We start from the raw sequence: 21,370 nt of genomic DNA on the forward strand, positions 1-21,370 counted from the left end.
CCGACAGACAATCCCTACGCCGCTGCCACCCGCACCGGCACACCGTTCAACGCCGCGTTGCCCGACAGTTCATCCAGTTGCCGCTCATCCGTCAGGTCATTCGCACTCGCCCCTGGCTGCCCGCTGGCGATGGTCATCTGCACGCCCGGGCGGCCATGGCCCCAGCCGTGGGGCAGGCTGACCACGCCAGGCATCATGTCCAGGCTGGCCAACACTTCCACTTCGATCATGCCGATGCGCGAACTCACACGCACCCGCTGCCCGTCGATAAGCTGACGGTGGGCCAGGTCGTCGGGATGCATCAGCAACTGGTGGCGGGGTTTGCCTTTCACCAGCCGGTGGTAGTTGTGCATCCAGGAGTTGTTGCTGCGTACATGCCGGCGGCCAATCAGCAGCAACTCATTCACCTCGGGCACTGGTTGCGCGGCAAAGCGTGCCAAGTCTGCGAGGATCACCGGCGGGGCGGCCTGCAAACGGCCATTGGCGGTTTTCATGCGGCCCGCCAGGTTGGGCTTCAGCGGCCCCAGGTCCAGGCCGTGAGGATGATCGGCCAGCTCGGCAATGGACAACCTGTCGCCATAAGGCCCGGCCCGCAGCCCAAAGTCGATCATCTGCGCAGGCGGCAGGGTTGGCTTGAGCGCAGTGCCGGTTTTCGCCGCAAACGCCTGGGCCAGTCCGACGAATATTTCCCAGTCATGCAACGCGCCCTCGGGTTTTGGCAGAATGGCGCGATTGAAGCGGGTGACGTTGCGCACCGCGAACATATTGAACGTGGTGTCGTAGTGATCGTTTTCCAGCGCCGAGGTGGACGGCAGGATCAGGTCGGCATAGCGCGTGGTTTCGTTGATATACAGGTCGATGCTTACCATGAACTCCAGGCCCTCCAGCGCCTGCTCCAACTGCCGGCCATTCGGTGTGGACAGCACCGGATTCCCCGCCACGGTTACAAGGGCGCGGATTTGCCCTTCGCCCTCGGTAAGCATTTCTTCGGCCAATGCAGAAACCGGCAACTCGCCACCGTACTCCGGCCGCCCGGAAACCCGGCTCTGCCAGCGATTGAAATGGCCGCCGGAGGTGGAAGCCACCAAGTCGACTGCCGGCGTGGTGCACAAGGCGCCACCGACTTGATCCAGGTTGCCGGTGACCAGGTTGATCAACTGCACCAGCCAATGGCACAGCGTGCCGAACGCCTGGGTCGAGACGCCCATGCGGCCATAACACACTGCCGTGTCGGCCGCGGCAAAATCCCGCGCCAACTGGCGGATCTGCTCGGCGGGCACTGCGCATTGGCGGCTCATGGCTTCAGCAGTGAATCCGGCGACGGCGTGGCGTACTTCATCCAGGCCGTCCACTGGCAGGTGACTGTCACGGGTGAGGTTTTCGGCAAACAGCGTATTGAGCAAGCCGAACAACAACGCCGCATCGCCGCCCGGGCGCACAAAAAGATGTTGGTCAGCCATCGCCGCCGTCTCGCTGCGCCGTGGGTCAACCACCACGACTTTGCCGCCGCGGGCCTGAATGGCCTTCAAACGTTTCTCTACATCCGGCACGGTCATGATGCTGCCGTTGGACGCCAGCGGGTTGCCACCAAGGATCAGCATGAAGTCGGTATGGTCGATGTCCGGGATCGGCAGCAACAGGCCGTGGCCGTACATCAGGTGGCTGGTGAGGTGATGGGGCAGTTGGTCCACCGAGGTCGCAGAGAATCGATTACGGGTCTTGAGCAGGCCCAGGAAGTAATTGCTGTGGGTCATCAGGCCATAGTTGTGCACGCTCGGATTGCCCTGGTACACCGCCACCGCGTTCTGCCCATGGCGCGCCTGGATGCCCGCGAGACGCTCGGCTACAAGCGCAAAGGCGTCTTCCCACGGGATAGGCTGCCATTCGCTGCCCACCCGCAGCATGGGCTGGTGCAGACGGTCCGGGTCATTCTGGATATCTTGCAGGGCTACAGCCTTGGGGCAGATATGGCCACGACTGAAGGTGTCCAGCGGGTCACCCTTGATCGAGGTGATCGCAAGGCTCCCGTCTTCGCCCTGGGTGGTTTCCAGTGTAAGGCCGCAGATGGCTTCGCACAGATGGCAGGCACGGTGGTGGAGAGTCTTGGTCATGGCCAGTCTCTTTATTGTGGGCTGGGCGCTTCGGAGAAAAACTATGGCCCGCCCTCGCGAGCAGCGCCAGCAACGTTCGTCGTGTGAATCCACCGGCATCAGGCCAGGCCATGAGGAAACATCAGGAAATGTTTCAGCGCCCTCCGACAGCCCACTGAAACCGACGCACCTTGGCCTGCGCCCGCCTTCGTGCATTGCAAAGTGGCGCAGCGCCAGTGTACAAATGAGCGACTGCTGTCAGGAAACAGGCTTCAAAAGCGCCCTCCCCGCGTCCTTGAACTCCCCTAAAACTGTAGCCCTATTGGTAAGACGCGACATTTAATGTCAATATCGCGCCTCCCCCTATTTCGTCGCCCCGTGCGGCTTTCGCCGCAGGTCTCGCCCGTTTTCAAAATAAACAAGGCTTTGAGTATCTGCGGTCTGTTGCAAAAGGTAGTTAATGATGAGCGCAAGGCACTTTCTCTCCCTGATGGATTGCACGCCCGAAGAGCTGGTCAGCGTGATCCGTCGAGGCATTGAGCTTAAAGACCTGCGTAACCGCGGCGAACTGTTCGAGCCTTTGAAAAACCGCGTGCTCGGGATGATTTTCGAGAAGTCGTCGACCCGTACCCGCGTGTCCTTCGAAGCCGGCATGATCCAGCTCGGCGGCCAGGCTATCTTCCTTTCGCCTCGCGATACCCAACTGGGCCGTGGCGAGCCGATCAGCGATTGCGCGATTGTGATGTCGAGCATGCTCGATGCGGTAATGATCCGTACCTTCGCCCACAGCACCCTGACCGAATTTGCCGCCAACTCCAGCGTGCCCGTAATCAACGGTCTGTCCGATGACCTGCACCCGTGCCAGTTGCTGGCCGACATGCAAACCTTCCTCGAACAGCGCGGCTCGATCCAGGGCAAGACCGTGGCCTGGATCGGCGACGGCAACAACATGTGCAACAGCTATATAGAAGCGGCGATCCAGTTCGACTTCCAATTACGTGTTGCCTGCCCCGAAGGCTATGAACCGGACGCAAGGTTCCTGGCACAAGCCGGCGAGCGCGTAACCATCGTGCGCGACCCGCGTGACGCAGTGATCGGCGCGCACCTGGTGAGCACCGACGTCTGGACCTCCATGGGCCAGGAAGAAGAAACCGCCAAGCGCCTCAAGCTGTTCGCACCGTTCCAGGTAACGCGTGCCCTGCTCGATTTGGCAGCGCCAGACGTGCTGTTCATGCATTGCCTGCCGGCCCACCGTGGTGAAGAAATCAGCCTCGACCTGCTGGACGATCAACGTTCGGTCGCCTGGGCCCAGGCAGAAAACCGCCTGCACGCCCAAAAGGCCCTGCTCGAATTTCTGGTTGCGCCAGCGTACCGCCCTGCATGAGCCAGCCACTTTTGCTGAACCTACGCAATCTGGCATGCGGTTATCAGGATCAACGGGTGGTGCAGAACCTCAACCTGCACCTTAACGCCGGCGACATCGGTTGCCTGCTGGGCTCGTCGGGCTGCGGCAAGACCACCACCCTGCGAGCAATTGCCGGGTTTGAGCCGATACACGAAGGTGAAATCAGCCTGGCGGGCGAGGTCATCTCCAGCGCCGGTTTCACTCTGGCCCCGGAAAAACGTCGGATCGGCATGGTGTTCCAGGACTACGCGCTGTTTCCGCACCTCAGCGTGGCCGACAACATCGCCTTCGGCATTCGCAAACACCCGCAAAAAGAGCGGGTGGTCGCCGAATTACTGGAACTGGTGAACCTTAAGAATCTGGGCAAGCGTTTCCCCCACGAACTCTCCGGCGGCCAGCAACAGCGGGTCGCCCTGGCCCGCGCCCTGGCACCGGAACCGCAACTGTTGCTGCTCGACGAGCCCTTCTCCAACCTCGACGGCGAACTGCGGCGCAAACTAAGCCATGAAGTGCGCGACATTCTCAAGGCGCGGGGCACCAGTGCGATCCTGGTGACCCATGACCAGGAAGAAGCCTTTGCCGTGAGCGACCATGTCGGCGTGTTCAACCAGGGACGCCTGGAGCAGTGGGATACGCCCTACAACCTCTACCACGAACCGCAAACACCCTTCGTCGCCAGTTTTATTGGCCAGGGTTACTTCATTCGCGGGCAGTTGAACACGGCGGATTCGGTCAGCACCGAGCTGGGCGAGTTGCGCGGCAACCGCGCGTACCCCTGGCCTGTCGGCGGCGCAGTGGATGTATTGTTGCGCCCGGACGACATCGTCTATGCGCCGCACAGCGCCTTGAAAGCGCGGATTGTCGGCAAGACGTTCCTCGGGGCGTCGACCCTGTATCGCCTGCAGTTGCCTACAGGCGCGCAACTGGAATCGATCTTTCCCAGCCATGCCGACCACGTGGTCGGTGCCGATGTGGGCATACGCGTGGCAGCCGAGCACCTGGTGTTGTTCCAGCCCCTGTAAGAGCGAGCCTGCTCGCGAAAGTCGTTAACCATGACGCTGGCACCCTGAATCTACGCGGCGCCCTCAAGTTTTTCGCGAGCAAGCTCGCTCATAAAGAAAGCCTCACGCCCGGCCAATTTCCGCGAATTTGGCCTGGGTGTGTTCAGCCAGCACGGCCGCTGCCAACTCCACCTCAAGCCCCCTTCTGCCGGCACTGATAAAAATCGTCGGAAACGACTGCGCGGTCACGTCGACAAAAGTGCGCAGGCGTTTCTTCTGCCCCAGCGGGCTGATACCTCCCAGCAAGTAACCCGTCGCGCGCTGCGCCGCAGCCGGGTCAGCCATCTCGACTTTTTTCACTCCGGCCGCCTGCGCCAGCGCTTTTAAATCCAAACTTCCGACGACCGGCACAACCGCCACCAGCAGTTCTGCTTTTTCACTGCTGACCAGCAGGGTCTTGAACACCTGCGTCGGATCAAGCCCCAATTTTTCCGCGGCCTCCAGACCATAGGACGCGGCCTTGGGATCATGTTCGTAACTGTGGATTCGATGTTCGGCGCGAACTTTTTTCAACAGGTCCAATGCGGGCGTCATGCAGGCTCCAGGCTTGGCAAAAAGGTGAAAAAACAGATGGCCAATTCTAGGCCAACACGCGGCAAAAGGCTCTAGTCCGAAGCCCTCTGCCGTACCTGCGCGCTGCCCTCGCCAGCCACTCAAGGTGCCCACGCCACGATCATTCACCACACCAATAATTACAAAATGACCGACCGTTCACTTTCGACCTTTGACAGCCGTCATTCTTGTCTATATTTTTTCGTTTACGAATACTGTAGGAATACACCTCCAGATTCACAGCAGTAAGCCGCGACGAAGATGGGGATCCTCGCTGTGGTGAAAATCGCCGCTTGCCCATTGAGGCAAAACGCCAGACAACAACAAAAACAGAGGTTTTCCATGACAACTGCTCGTCAACAGCCTTCACTTTCAAGCCAATGCATGGCCGAGTTCCTGGGTACTGCGTTGCTGATCTTCTTCGGTACCGGATGTGTTGCTGCGCTCAAGGTCGCGGGCGCCAGCTTTGGCTTGTGGGAAATCAGTATCATCTGGGGGATCGGCGTCAGCATGGCGATCTACCTGAGCGCCGGCATTTCCGGGGCTCACCTCAACCCGGCCGTCAGTATTGCCCTGTGTATTTTTGCCGATTTCGAAAAGCGCAAACTGCCGTTCTACATCATTGCCCAAGTCGCCGGCGCCTTCTGCTCGGCCGCGTTGGTTTACACGCTCTACAGCAACCTGTTTTTCGATTACGAACAAACCCACCACATGATTCGCGGCACCCAGGCCAGCCTGGAATTGGCGTCGGTGTTCTCCACCTACCCGCATCCGCTGCTGGGCACAGCCCAGGCGTTCCTGGTGGAGATGGTTATCACCGCGATCCTAATGGGTGTGATCATGGCCCTGACCGACGATAACAACGGCCTGCCGCGTGGCCCGTTGGCGCCGCTGCTGATTGGTTTGCTGATCGCCGTGATTGGCAGCGCCATGGGCCCGCTGACCGGGTTTGCGATGAACCCGGCCCGTGACTTCGGCCCCAAGCTGATGACCTTTTTCGCCGGTTGGGGTGAAATGGCCTTCACCGGCGGGCGCGACATTCCTTATTTCCTGATTCCGATCTTTGCGCCGATCGTCGGCGCCTGCCTCGGTGCAGCAGCGTATCGCGGGCTGATTGCCCGTCACCTGCCCAGCGCCGCAGCTGCTACAACTGATGCAACCGAAGGTGCCGCCACCGGCAAAACCCGTACTTCCTGATGCGATAGCCTGGGCCGTACTGCCCCTTTGCCGCCCAGGCTGTTTACTTGACTCCCCTATTCTCCGTCCAAGGCAATCGACATGACCGACATTCAGAATAAGAACTACATCATTGCCCTCGATCAGGGCACCACCAGTTCCCGGGCGATTATCTTTGATCGTGACGCCAATGTGGTCTGCACCGCCCAGCGTGAATTCACCCAGCATTACCCGCAAGCCGGCTGGGTCGAACATGACCCGATGGAAATTTTCGCCACCCAGAGCGCGGTGATGGTCGAGGCCCTGGCACAAGCCGGCCTGCACCATGACCAGGTCGCGGCCATCGGTATAACCAACCAGCGTGAAACCACCGTGGTCTGGGACAAAATCACCGGCCGCCCGATCTACAACGCGATCGTCTGGCAATGCCGCCGCAGCACCGAGATCTGCCAGCAGCTCAAACGCGACGGCCACGAGCAATACATCAACGACACCACCGGCCTGGTGACCGACCCGTACTTCTCCGGCACCAAGCTCAAGTGGATCCTCGACAATGTCGAAGGCAGCCGCGAACGTGCGCGTAACGGCGAGCTGCTGTTCGGCACTATCGACAGCTGGTTGATCTGGAAATTTACCGGCGGCAAGACCCACGTCACCGATTACACCAACGCCTCGCGCACCATGCTCTTCAACATCCACACGCTGGAGTGGGATTCGAAGATGCTGGAGATTCTCGACGTGCCGCGCGAAATGCTGCCGGAAGTGAAGTCTTCCTCGGAAATCTACGGCCGCACCAAAAGCGGCATCGCCATCGGCGGTATCGCCGGTGACCAGCAGGCGGCGCTGTTTGGCCAAATGTGCGTAGAACCGGGCCAGGCGAAAAACACCTACGGCACCGGCTGCTTCCTGCTGATGAACACCGGCGACAAGGCGGTGAAATCCAAGCACGGCATGCTCACCACCATCGCCTGCGGCCCGCGTGGCGAAGTGGCCTACGCCCTGGAAGGCGCCGTGTTCAACGGCGGCTCCACCGTGCAATGGCTGCGTGACGAGTTGAAGATCATCGCCGATGCCACCGACACCGAATACTTCGCCGGCAAGGTCAAGGACAGCAACGGCGTGTACCTGGTGCCAGCCTTCACCGGCCTGGGCGCTCCGTACTGGGACCCGTATGCCCGTGGCGCACTGTTCGGCCTGACCCGTGGCGTACGCGTGGACCACATCATTCGTGCAGCCCTGGAGTCGATTGCCTACCAGACCCGCGACGTACTCGATGCCATGCAGCAGGATTCCGGCGAACGCCTCAAATCCCTGCGGGTAGACGGTGGCGCGGTCGCCAACAACTTCCTGATGCAGTTCCAGGCCGACATCCTCGGCACTCAGGTTGAGCGCCCGCAAATGCGCGAAACCACCGCGTTGGGCGCCGCCTACCTGGCGGGCCTGGCGTGCGGTTTCTGGGGCAGCCTGGACGAACTGCGCGGCAAGGCGGTGATCGAGCGTCAATTCGAACCGCAACTGGAAGAGGCGGCGAAAGAGAAACTCTACGCCGGCTGGCAAAAAGCGGTCAGCCGCACCCGCGACTGGGAACCCCACGAAGGCGCTGAATAAGCCAAGCGCCGGACCCACATAGGGTTGTAACTGGCAGGGAGCAGATTCCTGCGTCATCATGGGCCACTTTTTACGGCAGCCCAAAGGACGCACCATGAATCTGCCTCCCCGCCAGCAACAAATCCTCGAACTGGTTCGCGAACGCGGCTATGTGAGTATCGAGGAAATGGCGCAGCTCTTCGTTGTCACCCCGCAAACCATCCGCCGTGATATCAATCAACTGGCGGAAGCCAATCTGTTGCGCCGCTACCATGGCGGCGCAGCCTACGACTCAAGCGTTGAAAACACCGCGTACGCGATGCGTGCCGACCAGATGCGCGACGAGAAACAGCGCATCGGCGAAGCCATCGCCGCGCAAATCCCCGATCACGCCTCGCTGTTCATCAATATCGGCACCACCACCGAATCGATCGCCCGTGCGCTGCTGAACCACAGCCACCTGAAAATCATCACCAATAACCTCAACGTCGCCATGATGCTCAGTGCCAAAGACGACTTCGACGTACTCCTGACCGGCGGCAACGTGCGCCGTGACGGTGGCGTGGTGGGCCAGGCCAGCGTCGACTTTATCAACCAGTTCAAGGTCGATTTCGCCTTGGTGGGCATCAGCGGCATCGATGAAGACGGCAGCCTGCTGGATTTCGATTACCAGGAAGTGCGGGTTTCCCAAGCGATCATTGCCAACGCGCGCAAGGTAATCCTGGCGGCGGACTCCAGCAAATTCGGGCGCAACGCCATGATTCGCCTGGGACCTATCAGTTTGATTGATTGTTTAGTCACCGATCAGCAGCCGGTTCCGGCGCTGGTGCAACTGTTGAATCAGCACAAGATTCGGCTGGAAGTGGTGTAAGCCTATACAGGGGGTGTTCCGCCCCCTGATGTTCACATATTTTCCTTTCTTCGCCCTTCGATCAGTATTTTCAATCGAAGCGGGCTGGCTGTGCCTGCGCTTATACGCTACCATTTTCGCAAATGAACATTTATGTTCGAATTCCAATACGAAAAGATTGCGAGGCCAGCCGATGAACCCTTCTACCTTGCCTGCCCCACCGCTTGCCGAAGTCTATGACGTTGCCGTTATCGGTGGCGGGATCAACGGCGTCGGCATCGCAGCAGACGCAGCCGGGCGCGGTTTGTCGGTATTCCTTTGTGAAAAGGACGACCTGGCCAGCCATACCTCTTCCGCCAGCAGCAAACTGATCCACGGCGGCCTGCGCTACCTGGAACATTACGAATTCCGCCTGGTGCGCGAAGCCCTGGCTGAACGTGAAGTGCTGCTGGCCAAGGCCCCGCACATCGTCAAGCAGATGCGCTTTGTACTGCCACACCGCCCGCACCTGCGCCCGGCGTGGATGATTCGCGCCGGCCTGTTCCTGTATGACCACCTGGGCAAGCGGGAAAAACTCGAAGGATCCAAGAGTCTCAAGTTCGGCCCCGACAGCCCGCTGAAAAGCGAAATCACCAAAGGCTTCGAATACTCCGACTGCTGGGTCGACGACGCTCGCCTTGTCGTACTCAACGCCATGGCTGCGCGGGAAAAGGGTGCGCATATCCACACCCAGACCCGTTGCGTCAGCGCGCACCGCAGCAAAGGCCTGTGGGAAATGAACATGGAACGTGCCGACGGCAGCCTGTTCTCGATCCGCGCCCGTGCGCTGGTGAACGCCGCCGGCCCGTGGGTGGCCAAGTTCATCAAGGATGACTTGAAGCTGGATTCGCCCTACGGCATCCGTCTGATCCAGGGCAGCCACCTGATCGTGCCGAAGCTGTACGAAGGCGCCCACGCGCACATCCTGCAGAACGAAGACCAGCGCATCGTCTTCACCATTCCGTACCTGAATCACCTGACCATCATCGGCACCACCGACCGCGAATACACCGGCGACCCGGCGAAAGTGGCGATTACCGAAGGTGAGACCGACTACATGCTCAACGTGGTCAACGCGCATTTCAAGAAACAGTTGAGCCGCGATGACATCGTGCACACCTATTCCGGCGTGCGCCCGCTGTGCAACGACGAATCCGACAACCCGTCGGCCGTGACCCGCGACTACACCCTGGCGCTGTCCGGCACCTCGGGCGAGGCGCCGTTGCTGTCGGTGTTCGGCGGCAAGTTGACCACCTACCGCAAGCTGGCCGAGTCGGCGATGGCACAACTGGCGCCGTACTTCACGCAGATGCGCCCAAGCTGGACCGCCACGGCCACCCTGCCCGGCGGCGAAAACATGAGCACGCCAGAGGCCCTGGCCGATGCGATTCGCAGCAAGCATGACTGGGTGCCGAGCGAGATTGCCCGTCGCTGGTCCACCACCTATGGCAGCCGCACCTGGCGCCTGCTGGAAGGCGTGCAGTCGCTGGCCGACATGGGCGAGCACCTCGGTGGCGGCCTGTACACCCGTGAAGTCGACTACCTGTGCGCCGAGGAATGGGCCACGCAGCCCCACGATATCCTGTGGCGCCGCAGCAAGCTGGGGCTGTTCACCACCCCGCAAGAACAGGAAAACGTACAGCGTTACCTGTCGAAGGTTGAGCACAATCGCGGCAAGATCGAAGCCGCCTGATTGCCCTGTTGTAAAAAAGCCCCTGCACCGAAAGGTCCAGGGGCTTTTTCATGCCTCAAGATGACGCTGATAACGCAGGCCCATATCACGAATCCCGGAGAAGGCAGAGCCCAGCAACACTGGATAAGCCGCGTGGAGAAACCCCGGTGTAGCCGTCGCAAGCGCCCGTTCCAGCCAAAGGCAGGCCTGCGCCTCGTCGCCGTCTTCAGCCAGCTCCGAGGCATGGTTGTATTGCCCACGAAAGTCTCCGGCCTCGGCTGAACGCTGATACCACTGCCGCGCCAGTTGAACATCCCTGGGCACCACAACGCCTTCATGGTGGAACCGTCCCAGCAGGTTCATCGACTTGGCGTGGCCCTTGGCCGCGGCCTGGCGGAACAACTCATACGCCGCGCCAAGATCGCGCTCCACGCCGCGGCCCCGTGTGAGCAACTGGCCGTAGTTATACAAGCCCCATTCCAGGCCCAGATCGGCAGCCTTGCGGTAATGCTGCGCGGCATCGCCCAAGTCGATTTCGCAGCCCCACCCGTTCTCAAGGCAACGTCCGATCATGTTGATCGCCATCGGGTGACGCTGCCGGGCGGCGATGCGAAACCAGCTCAACGCCAGCGCCTCATCCTTCTGCACGCCACGACCGTCAAGCAGCAACTGGGCCAGGGTCGCCTGTGCATCCGCATCACCCAATTGAGCGGCATGCATCACCCAGCGCACATAGGCACGCGGGTTATTACCGATATCAGACGGCTCGCTGCCTGGTTGTGCACGCTGCATTGGTGCCCCACGTGGAGATCAAGGATCGCAAAAGTTTCATGAATTATTTGGTTACAAAGTATTACATTTGAGATCGCTTATCAATTACGATCGCATCTCACTAACACCCACAAGAGATTACTCAATGGCTACCGGGATCAGTTCTGCCCCCCTTTCATCGCGGCATTTGCTCGCGTCGGCAGTGGGCTTGGCAGTGGCTGCGCAAGGAGGATTCAGTTATGCGGCGGACGCCGCACCAGACGACACCACAGGCGTCATTCAGCTCGGCGCGACCAGCATCGAAGGCCAGGCGCCGAGCCAGAGCGTCTACAACCCTGTGGCTCCTTCATCCCCCAAGTACACCGAGGCACTGCGCGACACGCCGCAGACCATCACGGTGGTGCCCAAGGAAGTCATTCATGACCAGAACCTGCTGACCCTGCGCGATGTGCTCAGTACCGTGCCGGGCATTACCTTCGGTGCTGGCGAAGGCGGCAGCGGCTACGGCGACAGCATCAACCTGCGTGGCTTCTCCGCCAGCGGCGACATCTACGTGGACGGCGTACGCGACAGCGCGCAATACAGCCGCACCGACCCGTTCAACCTGGAACAGGTCGAAGTCGTCAGCGGTGCGAGTTCGGTGTACTCAGGTTCCGGCGCGGTCGGTGGCACCATCAACCTGGTGAGCAAGCAACCAGAGCTGCGCGACAAAACCACCCTCAGTGCCGGCATCGGCACCGATAACTACAAGCGCACCACTCTGGACACCAACCAGACGTTCAACGACACCACGGCGTTTCGCCTGAACCTGATGGCCCATGGTAACGATGTGCCCGGTCGCGATTATGAAGATTACGAACGCTGGGGCATCGCGCCTTCCATTGCCTTTGGCCTGGGCACGCCAACCCGCGTAACCGTCAGTTATGAGCACCAGAAAGACAACAACACGCCGCAATACGGCATCCCGATCTACAACGGCAAGCCGATGCCTGGTGTGGGCTGGAGCGATTACTACGGCTACCACAACATCAATGACCAGCAGATCACGTCGGACTCGTTCAGCCTGAAGCTCGAACACGACTTCAACGACGCCGTGTCCGTGCGCAACTTCACCCGCGTCGAGCGCGTTCGCCAGGACCTGCGCGCTTCCGGCCCCGAAGGTGCACTGACCGGTTGCCTGGCCAGTGGCACCCAGATAACGGGCGCTCCCTGCGCAGCAGGCCTCAAACCGGGCTATTTCCAGCCAAGCGGTGGTTCGTTGGGCAATGAGCGCAATACCCAGAACAAAATGTTCACCAACCAGACCGACGTCACCAGCCACTTCAGCACCGGTTTCATCGACCACACGCTGGTGACCGGCATCTCCATCAGCCGCGAGGAGTACGAGGCGGATACCGGCAAATGGCTGACCAATGCCAACGGCAGCACGATAGTCCCGCCACCAGTCAGCTACAGCGATCCGAACTCGGACTGGACGGGGCCGGTCAACTTCACCCGTGCCGCCCACATCGATGGCGCGCTGAACAACCGCGCCGCCTATGCCTTCGACACGCTCAAGCTCAACCCGCAATGGGAAATCAATGGCGGCCTGCGTTACGAGCACAACGCCGGCAGTTCGGTGACCAACGCCTACTCCAGCACCGGCGTGGAAACCCCCGGCATACGTTATGGCCAGGCAGATGACCTGACGTCCTACCGCATGGCGCTGGTCTACAAGCCGGTGGAAAATGGCAGCTTCTATATCGCCTATGGCAACAGCAAGACGCCGTCGCAAGCCAGCGTCAACGGGGGTTGCTACACCCCGGCCAAAACCTCGAGCGTGGCCACCAACAACTGCGACGTTTCCCCGGAAACCGCCGTCAGCTATGAGATCGGCACCAAATGGGACCTGCTCGACAATGCGCTGTCACTGACGGGCGCGATCTTTCGCAATGACCGCACCAACTACAAAGTCGCCGATAACGACCCGAGCAACCTGAGTGGCACGCAAACCCTGGACGGCAAGGCGCGTGCCGACGGTGTGGCGCTGGGCCTGAGCGGTCAGATCACCGACCGCTGGAAAGTCTTCGCCAACTACACCTACCTGAACACCCGCGTGCTGCGCAGCGCCAGCGACTACACCCTGGCGACCACCGGCATCGACGTGCAGAAAGGCGAACCGCTGACCTTCACCCCCAAACATGCGGCAAGCATCTGGACGGTGTATGACCTGCCCTACAACTTCCAGGTGGGCTACGGGATAACGGCGCAAACCAAGCAGTACCTAGTCAGCGCCGCCGGGTCACCGACTTCGCCCGGCTACGCAGTACAGCGCGCGATGCTCGGCTACAAGGTCAACAAGCAGCTGAACCTGCAGTTGAACATCAACAACCTGTTCGACAAGGACTACCTGACCCGCATCCGTAACAACGGTTGGGCGGTGCCCGGCGATGGGCGTGCAGCGGTTGTATCGGCTGACTATACGTTCTGACGAAAAAGCCACACCAAGCAGCCCTGGGAGCCACGCTCCCGGGGCTTTTTCATGGGCGTTATAAACGCTGCCCGGCATTCGGTTTTCCGAACACGACACCTCAGCCTATTCGGTTTGCCGGATCTGGCGCGACACAATCCCCCGTAACATAAAGTTAATCTCTATATAAATCATGCGCTTAACCTTTTATCGCTGGCCTGGCACGACTCATGCTCTACACTCGTAGGCGATTGCCTGAGGCGCCTCAGGAGCCGTCATGGGCATTCGCAGTACTGTTTATATAAAAACGTGGCCGTCCTAATCGGTCTCATAAAAAAAACAAATGTCGAGGAAGTATTGATGCGTATCGTTCCCCATATTTTGGGCGCAGCTATCGCTGCTGCTCTGATCAGCACTCCAGTTTTCGCCGCCGAACTCACCGGCACACTGAAGAAAATCAACGACTCCGGCACAATCACTCTCGCTCACCGCGACAGCTCCATTCCGTTTTCCTACATCGCGGATGGTTCGGGTAAACCCGTGGGCTACTCCCACGACATTCAGCTGGCCATCGTTGAAGCCCTGAAAAAAGACCTGAACAAACCCGACCTGAAGACCAAGTACAACCTGGTCACCTCGCAAACCCGTATCCCGCTGATCCAGAACGGCACCGCGGACATCGAGTGCGGCTCCACCACCAACAACGCCGAACGCGCCCAGCAGGTCGACTTCACCATCAATATCTTCGAAATCGGCACCCGTCTGCTGGTCAAGAAAGACAAGGATGGCAAGCCTTCCTACAGCGATTTCGCTGACCTGAAAGGCAAGAACGTCGTGACCACCGCCGGCACCACGTCCGAGCGCATCATCAAGGCGATGAACGCCGACAAGCAGATGGGCATGAACGTCATCTCTGCCAAGGACCACGGCGAATCCTTCCAGATGCTGGAAAGCGGCCGCGCCGTTGCCTTCATGATGGACGACGCCCTGCTGGCTGGCGAAGAAGCCAAGGCCAAGAAGCCGGACGACTGGGTCATCACCGGTACTCCACAGTCCTTCGAAGCCTACGCGTGCATGGTTCGTAAAGACGACCCAGCCTTCAAGAAGGCCGTGGATGACGCGATCGTCGGCCTGTACAAATCCGGCGAGATCAACAAGATCTACAGCAAGTGGTTCGAGAGCCCGATCCCGCCTAAAGGCCTGAACCTGAACTTCCCGATGAGCGAGAAGGTAAAGGATCTGATCGCAACTCCAAGCGACAAGCCAGCGCCTGACGTAAAAATCTGATACCTGACTACGCTTATGTCCTGAGGGAGCCAACGCTCCCTCAGGCGTCTGTTACTACCTGCTGGCTTTAATTTTGGAACACTCGACCTGGCGGTTTTCGAGCCGATCGTGTGTGCCTGGCGTTCACCGCCGGGCGGGAAAGGATCTTCCCCAGGCGGGTGCTTGTACATCGATCGATCTCGAGGGGAGACCCTAATGAATTACAACTGGGACTGGGGCGTATTCTTCAAGTCCACCGGCGTTGGCAGCGAGACTTATCTCGACTGGTACATCTCCGGACTGGGCTGGACCATCGCCATCGCCGTCGTGGCATGGATCATCGCCTTGCTGCTGGGCTCGGTACTCGGCGTCATGCGCACCGTGCCAAACCGCATCGTATCGGGCATCGCGACCTGCTACGTGGAGCTGTTTCGCAACGTACCGCTGCTGGTTCAGCTGTTCATCTGGTATTTCCTGATACCCGACATGCTGCCGCAGAACCTGCAAGACTGGTACAAACAAGACCTCAACCCGACCACCTCGGCCTACCTGAGTGTTGTCGTGTGCCTGGGCCTGTTCACCGCCGCCCGGGTGTGCGAGCAAGTACGTACCGGCATCCAGGCGCTGCCACGTGGCCAGGAAGCCGCCGCGCGCGCCATGGGCTTCAAGCTGCCGCAGATCTACTGGAACGTGCTGCTGCCCCAGGCCTACCGCATCATCATTCCCCCGCTTACCTCCGAATTCCTCAACGTCTTCAAGAACTCCTCCGTGGCGTCCCTGATCGGCTTGATGGAGTTGCTTGCGCAAACCAAACAGACCGCCGAGTTCTCGGCCAACCTGTTCGAGGCCTTCACCCTGGCCACGCTGATCTACTTCACCTTGAACATGAGCCTGATGCTGCTGATGCGCGTGGTCGAGAAGAAAGTCGCCGTGCCCGGCCTGATCTCCGTGGGGGGTAAATAATGGAATTCGATTTCAGCGGTATCATCCCTGCCATCCCGGGCCTGTGGAACGGCATGGTCATGACCTTGCAGTTGATGGTCATGGGTGTGGTCGGCGGCATCGTGCTGGGGACCATCCTGGCCCTGATGCGCCTGTCGTCCAGCAAACTGCTGTCGCGCCTGGCCGGCGCCTACGTGAACTACTTCCGCTCGATCCCGCTGCTGCTGGTGATCACCTGGTTCTACCTGGCGGTGCCGTTCGTGCTGCGCTGGATCACCGGCGAAGACACCCCGATCGGTGCGTTCACTTCCTGCGTCGTGGCCTTCATGATGTTCGAGGCCGCGTACTTCTGCGAAATCGTGCGGGCCGGCGTGCAGTCGATCCCCAAGGGCCAGATGGCCGCAGCCCAAGCCATGGGCATGACCTATGGCCAGACCATGCGCCTGATCATCCTGCCGCAGGCGTTCCGCAAGATGACCCCGTTGCTGCTGCAACAGTCGATCATCCTGTTCCAGGACACCTCGCTGGTCTACACCGTGGGCCTGGTGGACTTCCTCAACTCCGCCCGCTCCAACGGCGACATCATCGGCCGCTCCAATGAGTTCCTGATCTTCGCCGGTGTCGTCTACTTCATCATCAGCTTTTCCGCCTCGCTGCTGGTCAAGCGTCTGCAAAAAAGGTTTGCCGTATGATCTCTATCAAGAATATCAACAAGTGGTATGGCGACTTCCAGGTGCTGACCGATTGCAGCACCGAGGTTAAAAAAGGCGAAGTGATCGTGGTGTGCGGGCCGTCCGGCTCGGGCAAATCCACCCTGATCAAGTGCGTCAACGCCCTGGAACCGTTCCAGAAAGGCGACGTGGTGGTTGATGGCACCTCCATTGCCGACCCGAAGACCAACCTGCCGAAACTGCGCTCGCGCGTTGGCATGGTGTTCCAGCACTTCGAGCTGTTTCCGCACCTGACCATTACCGAAAACCTGACCATCGCGCAGATCAAGGTGTTGGGCCGCAGCAAGGAAGAAGCCACCAAGAAAGGCCTGCAACTGCTCGAACGTGTGGGTTTGTCGGCCCACGCCCACAAGCACCCGGGCCAGCTTTCCGGCGGCCAGCAGCAGCGTGTGGCGATTGCCCGTGCGCTGGCGATGGACCCGATCGTCATGCTGTTCGACGAACCGACCTCGGCGCTCGACCCGGAAATGGTCAACGAAGTACTCGACGTGATGGTGCAACTGGCCCACGAAGGCATGACCATGATGTGCGTGACCCACGAAATGGGTTTCGCCCGCAAGGTAGCCGACCGGGTGATCTTCATGGATGCCGGCAAGATCATCGAAGACTGCCCGAAAGAGGAGTTCTTCGGCGACATCAGCGCCCGCTCCGAGCGTGCGCAGCACTTCCTTGAGAAAATCCTGCAGCACTAAGTGCGACCTCGTCCTCCCGTGGGACGGGTTCACCGTGGTGAGCAGCCTTACTGTAGTGAGCGGGCTTGCCCCGCGCTGGGCTGCGCAGCAGCCCCAATACGGTCATCGCGCTTTTCCAGGCAAATCACCCTGACTGGTTTTGGGGCAGCTACGCAGCCCAGCGCGGGGCAAGCCCGCTCACCACACAAGCTCCTGGCCACACCCACCCAGAACAGGCCCGTGCTCACACTGGTTGACCCAAGGCATCTGTGATGAAATGCGACCCCAACCTCTTTCGCGCCGCGCCGCCATCACTTGCCGTGAAGCCTCGTCTGATTCGCCAATTGTTCCTGCCGCCGCTGATCATCGCGCTGATGATCGGACTGGGTTACGTCGGCTTCTGGATCAGTGAGTTCTATGGGATCCGCACCCTCAGCGAGACCGGCGAGCGCCAGTTGGAGCTGCATGCCCGTACCGTCGAAAGCGAAATCAGCAAATACACGTACCTGCCCAGCCTGCTTGAGCTGGAAACCAGCGTCTCCAAGCTGCTGGCCGACCCCAATTTTGACACCCGCTCCACGGTCAACGACTACCTCGAAGGCCTGAACCGGCGCAGCCGCAGCCGAGCCATCTATGTGATGGACACCACCGGACGCGTACTGGCCACCAGCAACTGGCGCGATGCCGACAGTTACCTCGGTGAAGACCTGTCCTTTCGCTCCTATTTCCAGAACGCCGTGCGCGGCCAGCCCGGCCGGTTCTATGGCATCGGCAGCACCAACGGCGAACCTGGCTACTACCTGGCCCATGGCCTGGAAGAACACGGCAAGATCATCGGCGTGGCCGTGGTCAAGGTGCGCCTCGAAGCCCTGGAAGAACGCTGGCAGCGCGCGCGCCTGGAGGCCTTCGTCAGTGACGAGAACGGCATCATCATCCTCTCCAGCGACCCGGCCCGGCGCCTCAAGGCCGTGCGCCCATTGAGCGACGACACCAAGGAACGCCTGGCCCGCAGCCTGCAATATTACTGGGCGACCCTCAACGAACTGCAACCCCTGGCCCGCGAACGCCTGAGCGAATGCACGGAAAAACTCACCTTCCCGGCCAACACCGAAGTGGTGGCCGACGAGAAGGAAGTCAGCTTCCTGGCCCAGACTCGCCCGCTGAACGACACACCGTGGAACTTCACCCTGCTCACCCCACTGAATGACCTGCGCCGGGCCGCCATCAACCAGGGTATCCTGGTGGCCGTGGCCTTCGCCCTGGTGGCGTTCCTGCTGATCGCCTGGAACGAGCGGCGCAAGGTGATCGCCACCCGCCTCGCCGCCCGGGAAGCGTTGCAGGAAGCCAATAACCAGTTGGAGCGACGGATTGCCGAACGCACCACCGACCTGCGGGCCAGCAACGAACGGCTCAAAAGCCAGATCCGCGAGCGGCGCCAGGCCGAGGAAACCCTGCGCCGGGCCCAGGACGAACTGGTACAGGCCGGCAAACTTGCGGCCATCGGCCAGATGTCCACCAGCATTGCCCACGAATTGAACCAGCCACTGGCCGCCTTGCGCACCCTGTCGGGCAACACCGTGCGCTTCCTTGAGCGTGGGGCGCTGGACACCGCCAGTGCCAACCTCAAGACCATCAACGAGCTGATCGACCGCATGGGCCGTATCACCGCCAGCCTGCGCTCCTTTGCCCGGCGCGGTGATGACCAGGGCGAAGCCAATCTGGGCAAGGCGGTGGACGCCACGTTGCAGATCCTCGGCAGTCGCCTGGAAACCCTGCCGCTGACGGTGCACCGCCACTTCGCCAGCGCGCAGTTACAAATCGACCAGACACGCCTGGAGCAGATCCTGGTCAACCTGATCGGCAACGCCCTGGACGCGATGCAAGCGCAACCGGCACCCGAACTGTGGCTGGACGGCGATATCGTCGAGGGCAAATACCGCCTGCGGGTGCGCGATAACGGCCACGGTATTGATACCGAGACCCGCAAGCATTTGTTCGAACCGTTCTTTACCACCAAACCCGGCGAGCAAGGCCTGGGCCTGGGCCTGACGCTTTCAGCCAGCCTCGCGGCGGCTACCGGCGGCAATCTTGCCGTCGAGCATCCTGCCGGCGGTGGTACTGCCTTTGTCCTGAGTTTGCCGCTGGCAAGCCCTCAACACGTCGAGTCGAAATGAACGCAGAAAAAACCACCGACCTGACCGTCCTGATCGTCGAAGACGACCCCCATGTATTGCTCGGCTGCCAGCAAGCCCTCGCCCTGGAAGACATTCCAAGCGTGGGCGTAGGCAGCGCCGAAGAAGCCCTGACCCGCGTCGGTGAAAACTTCGCCGGCATTGTCATCAGCGATATCCGCCTGCCGGGCATTGACGGGCTGGAGTTGCTGACCCGGCTCAAGGCGTTGGATAAAAGCCTGCCAGTGGTGCTGATCACCGGCCACGGCGACATCTCCATGGCCGTGGGCGCGATGCGCAACGGCGCCTATGACTTCATGGAAAAACCCTTCTCCCCCGAGCGCCTGGTGGACGTCGCCCGCCGCGCCCTCGAGCAACGCGGGCTGGCCCGGGAAGTCTGGTCGCTGCGCCGGCAACTGGCCGAGCGCGACTCGCTGGAAGGCCGGATCATCGGCCGCTCGCCTGCCATGCAGAACCTGCGGGAACTGATCGCCAACGTCGCCGATACCTCGGCCAACGTGCTGATCGAAGGCGAGACCGGCACCGGCAAGGAACTGGTCGCCCGCTGCTTGCATGATTTCAGCCGGCGACACTCCCACCAGTTCGTTGCCTTGAACTGTGGTGGCCTGCCAGAAAACCTGTTCGAAAGCGAAATCTTCGGCCACGAGGCCAACGCGTTTACCGGCGCCGGCAAACGCCGCATCGGCAAGATCGAACACGCCCACGAAGGCACGCTGTTCCTCGACGAAGTGGAAAGCATGCCGATGAACCTGCAGATCAAACTGCTGCGGGTATTGCAGGAACGCACCCTGGAACGCCTGGGCTCGAACCAGAGCGTGGCGGTGGATTGCCGGGTGATCGCCGCCACCAAGTCCGACCTTGACGACCTGAGCCGCGCCAACCAGTTTCGCAGCGACCTGTACTACCGCCTCAATGTGGTGACGCTGGAACTACCGCCCTTGCGCGAGCGCCGTGAAGACATCCTGCAGCTGTTCGAACACTTCCTGCAGCAGTCGTCCCTGCGTTTCGACCGCACCGCGCCGGACCTCGACAACCAGACCCTGTCCAACCTCATGAGCCACGACTGGCCGGGCAACGTGCGTGAACTGCGCAACGTGGCCGAGCGGTTTGCCCTGGGCTTGCCGGCGTTCAAGAAGAGCGGCGCCAGCAGCGGCAACCATGGGCTGGCTTTTACCGAAGCGGTGGAAGCCTTCGAGCGCAACCTGCTCAACGATGCCTTGCAACGCAGCGGCGGCAACCTGACCCAGGCGAGCCAGGAACTGGGGATGGCCAAGACCACGCTGTTCGACAAGGTCAAGAAATACGGGTTGAGCCACTAGGAGTGCACTGTGGATTTATTGTTGAAGGCGGCATTGGGCGCGGGGGTGGTGCTGATTCTGGCGGCGCTGGCCAAGACCAAAAGTTATTACATCGCCGGGTTGGTTCCGCTGTTTCCGACGTTCGCGTTGATCGCGCATTACATCGTCGGCAAGGGTCGCTCGGTGGAGGATTTGAAGACCACCATCGTGTTCGGGATGTGGTCGATTATTCCGTACTTTGTGTACCTGGCGACGTTGTACGTGATGGTCGACCGGATGCGCCTGGAGGCATCGCTGGCAGTGGCGGCAGTGGCGTGGTTGATGGCGGCTACGGTGTTGGTCAGCGTGTGGGTTCGCCTGCACGCCTGACATACGCCTATCAAAAATTTGGAGCTGGGTGGGGGTGTATATCCGTTATTCAGGTGATGGCCGCCTATGGTTCCGCTCTTACAGCGGCTCACTTTTGAACAGCGCAAAAGTAAGCAAAACGCTCTTGCCCCACCACTCGGCACCTCGCTTAGGCTCGGTGTGCCCTCACTCCGGCTTTGGAGCGTGGGCCGCCGCGATGGGCCATCCTTGGCCCAGCGCGGCTAACCCGGCGTCCTGCCGGGTTACCCA

The 21,370-nt window shown here is 60.6% G+C and carries 17 protein-coding genes and 1 pseudogene; 15 read left to right on the forward strand and 3 right to left on the reverse strand.

Annotation, left to right across the window (positions count from 1 at the left end; all coding sequences use genetic code 11):
• Positions 1–14 precede the first annotated feature (14 nt).
• Positions 15–2,111 carry a molybdopterin oxidoreductase family protein gene (locus ACZRN6_RS12880; RefSeq protein ID WP_464008120.1) on the reverse strand — a complete coding sequence of 699 codons (2,097 nt, stop codon included), beginning with the start codon at positions 2,109–2,111 and terminating at the stop codon, positions 15–17.
• Between the two features lie 442 nt (positions 2,112–2,553).
• Here ACZRN6_RS12880 and argF point away from each other — a divergent pair, with 442 nt between their 5' ends.
• The 3 genes and pseudogenes from argF to ACZRN6_RS12895 all read left to right on the forward strand — a co-directional run.
• Positions 2,554–3,474, forward strand: a complete 921-nt coding sequence (gene argF, locus ACZRN6_RS12885) for an ornithine carbamoyltransferase (protein ID WP_464008121.1) — start codon at positions 2,554–2,556, stop codon at positions 3,472–3,474.
• Positions 3,471–4,517 (forward strand): ABC transporter ATP-binding protein, encoded by a 1,047-nt coding sequence (locus ACZRN6_RS12890; protein ID WP_322147202.1) that lies wholly within the window; start codon positions 3,471–3,473, stop codon positions 4,515–4,517. Before argF ends, ACZRN6_RS12890 begins: the two co-directional genes overlap by 4 nt.
• A gap of 8 nt (positions 4,518–4,525) precedes the next feature.
• A pseudogene (locus ACZRN6_RS12895) lies at positions 4,526–4,606 on the forward strand (outer membrane lipoprotein carrier protein LolA); the annotation flags it as partial.
• Between the two features lie 13 nt (positions 4,607–4,619).
• Here ACZRN6_RS12895 and ybaK read toward each other — a convergent pair.
• Positions 4,620–5,090 carry a Cys-tRNA(Pro) deacylase gene (gene ybaK, locus ACZRN6_RS12900; protein WP_322148741.1) on the reverse strand — a complete coding sequence of 157 codons (471 nt, stop codon included), beginning with the start codon at positions 5,088–5,090 and terminating at the stop codon, positions 4,620–4,622.
• Positions 5,091–5,450: 360 nt separating this feature from the next.
• Between ybaK and ACZRN6_RS12905 the strand changes: the two genes are divergently transcribed.
• The 4 genes from ACZRN6_RS12905 (at position 5,451) to glpD (ending at position 10,453) form a co-directional block, all read left to right on the forward strand.
• On the forward strand, positions 5,451–6,305 hold the full coding sequence (locus ACZRN6_RS12905; protein ID WP_464008122.1) for an MIP/aquaporin family protein: 855 nt from the start codon (positions 5,451–5,453) through the stop codon (positions 6,303–6,305).
• A gap of 81 nt (positions 6,306–6,386) precedes the next feature.
• On the forward strand, positions 6,387–7,892 hold the full coding sequence (gene glpK / locus ACZRN6_RS12910) for a glycerol kinase GlpK (protein ID WP_063027424.1): 1,506 nt from the start codon (positions 6,387–6,389) through the stop codon (positions 7,890–7,892).
• Positions 7,893–7,986: 94 nt separating this feature from the next.
• The gene (locus ACZRN6_RS12915; protein WP_003208723.1) at positions 7,987–8,742 is read left to right on the forward strand and encodes a DeoR/GlpR family transcriptional regulator; all 756 of its coding nucleotides are present in this window, start codon (positions 7,987–7,989) and stop codon (positions 8,740–8,742) included.
• A gap of 172 nt (positions 8,743–8,914) precedes the next feature.
• Positions 8,915–10,453 carry a glycerol-3-phosphate dehydrogenase gene (gene glpD / locus ACZRN6_RS12920; protein ID WP_322147204.1) on the forward strand — a complete coding sequence of 513 codons (1,539 nt, stop codon included), beginning with the start codon at positions 8,915–8,917 and terminating at the stop codon, positions 10,451–10,453.
• 48 nt (positions 10,454–10,501) lie between these two features.
• Here the strand turns inward: glpD and ACZRN6_RS12925 are convergent, their stop codons facing one another.
• Positions 10,502–11,224 carry a tetratricopeptide repeat protein gene (locus tag ACZRN6_RS12925; protein ID WP_464008123.1) on the reverse strand — a complete coding sequence of 241 codons (723 nt, stop codon included), beginning with the start codon at positions 11,222–11,224 and terminating at the stop codon, positions 10,502–10,504.
• A 124-nt stretch (positions 11,225–11,348) separates the two neighbouring features.
• Here ACZRN6_RS12925 and ACZRN6_RS12930 point away from each other — a divergent pair, with 124 nt between their 5' ends.
• The 8 genes from ACZRN6_RS12930 (at position 11,349) to ACZRN6_RS12965 (ending at position 21,121) form a co-directional block, all read left to right on the forward strand.
• Complete coding sequence (locus tag ACZRN6_RS12930; RefSeq protein ID WP_464008124.1) at positions 11,349–13,673, forward strand: TonB-dependent receptor; 2,325 nt, start codon at positions 11,349–11,351, stop codon at positions 13,671–13,673.
• A 339-nt stretch (positions 13,674–14,012) separates the two neighbouring features.
• Positions 14,013–14,939: a glutamate/aspartate ABC transporter substrate-binding protein gene (locus ACZRN6_RS12935; RefSeq protein ID WP_322147209.1), complete on the forward strand. Its 927-nt coding sequence runs from the start codon at positions 14,013–14,015 to the stop codon at positions 14,937–14,939.
• Between the two features lie 195 nt (positions 14,940–15,134).
• Positions 15,135–15,881, forward strand: coding sequence for an amino acid ABC transporter permease (locus ACZRN6_RS12940; RefSeq protein ID WP_177084729.1), 747 nt, complete (start codon positions 15,135–15,137; stop codon positions 15,879–15,881).
• Positions 15,881–16,552, forward strand: a complete 672-nt coding sequence (locus tag ACZRN6_RS12945) for an amino acid ABC transporter permease (RefSeq protein ID WP_046384547.1) — start codon at positions 15,881–15,883, stop codon at positions 16,550–16,552. Before ACZRN6_RS12940 ends, ACZRN6_RS12945 begins: the two co-directional genes overlap by 1 nt.
• Positions 16,549–17,283, forward strand: a complete 735-nt coding sequence (locus tag ACZRN6_RS12950; protein WP_010170183.1) for an amino acid ABC transporter ATP-binding protein — start codon at positions 16,549–16,551, stop codon at positions 17,281–17,283. Before ACZRN6_RS12945 ends, ACZRN6_RS12950 begins: the two co-directional genes overlap by 4 nt.
• Positions 17,284–17,534: 251 nt before the next feature.
• Entirely contained in the window at positions 17,535–19,436 is a 1,902-nt protein-coding gene (aauS, locus tag ACZRN6_RS12955; protein ID WP_464008125.1) for a two-component sensor histidine kinase AauS, read from the forward strand.
• Positions 19,433–20,773: a two-component response regulator AauR gene (gene aauR / locus ACZRN6_RS12960; protein WP_322147212.1), complete on the forward strand. Its 1,341-nt coding sequence runs from the start codon at positions 19,433–19,435 to the stop codon at positions 20,771–20,773. The genes aauS and aauR overlap by 4 nt, the downstream gene beginning before the upstream one ends.
• Before the next feature lie 18 nt (positions 20,774–20,791).
• Positions 20,792–21,121 (forward strand): GlpM family protein, encoded by a 330-nt coding sequence (locus ACZRN6_RS12965; RefSeq protein ID WP_464008206.1) that lies wholly within the window; start codon positions 20,792–20,794, stop codon positions 21,119–21,121.
• Positions 21,122–21,370: the final 249 nt, after the last annotated feature.

This window comes from Pseudomonas sp. A125 (genome assembly GCF_055409485.1).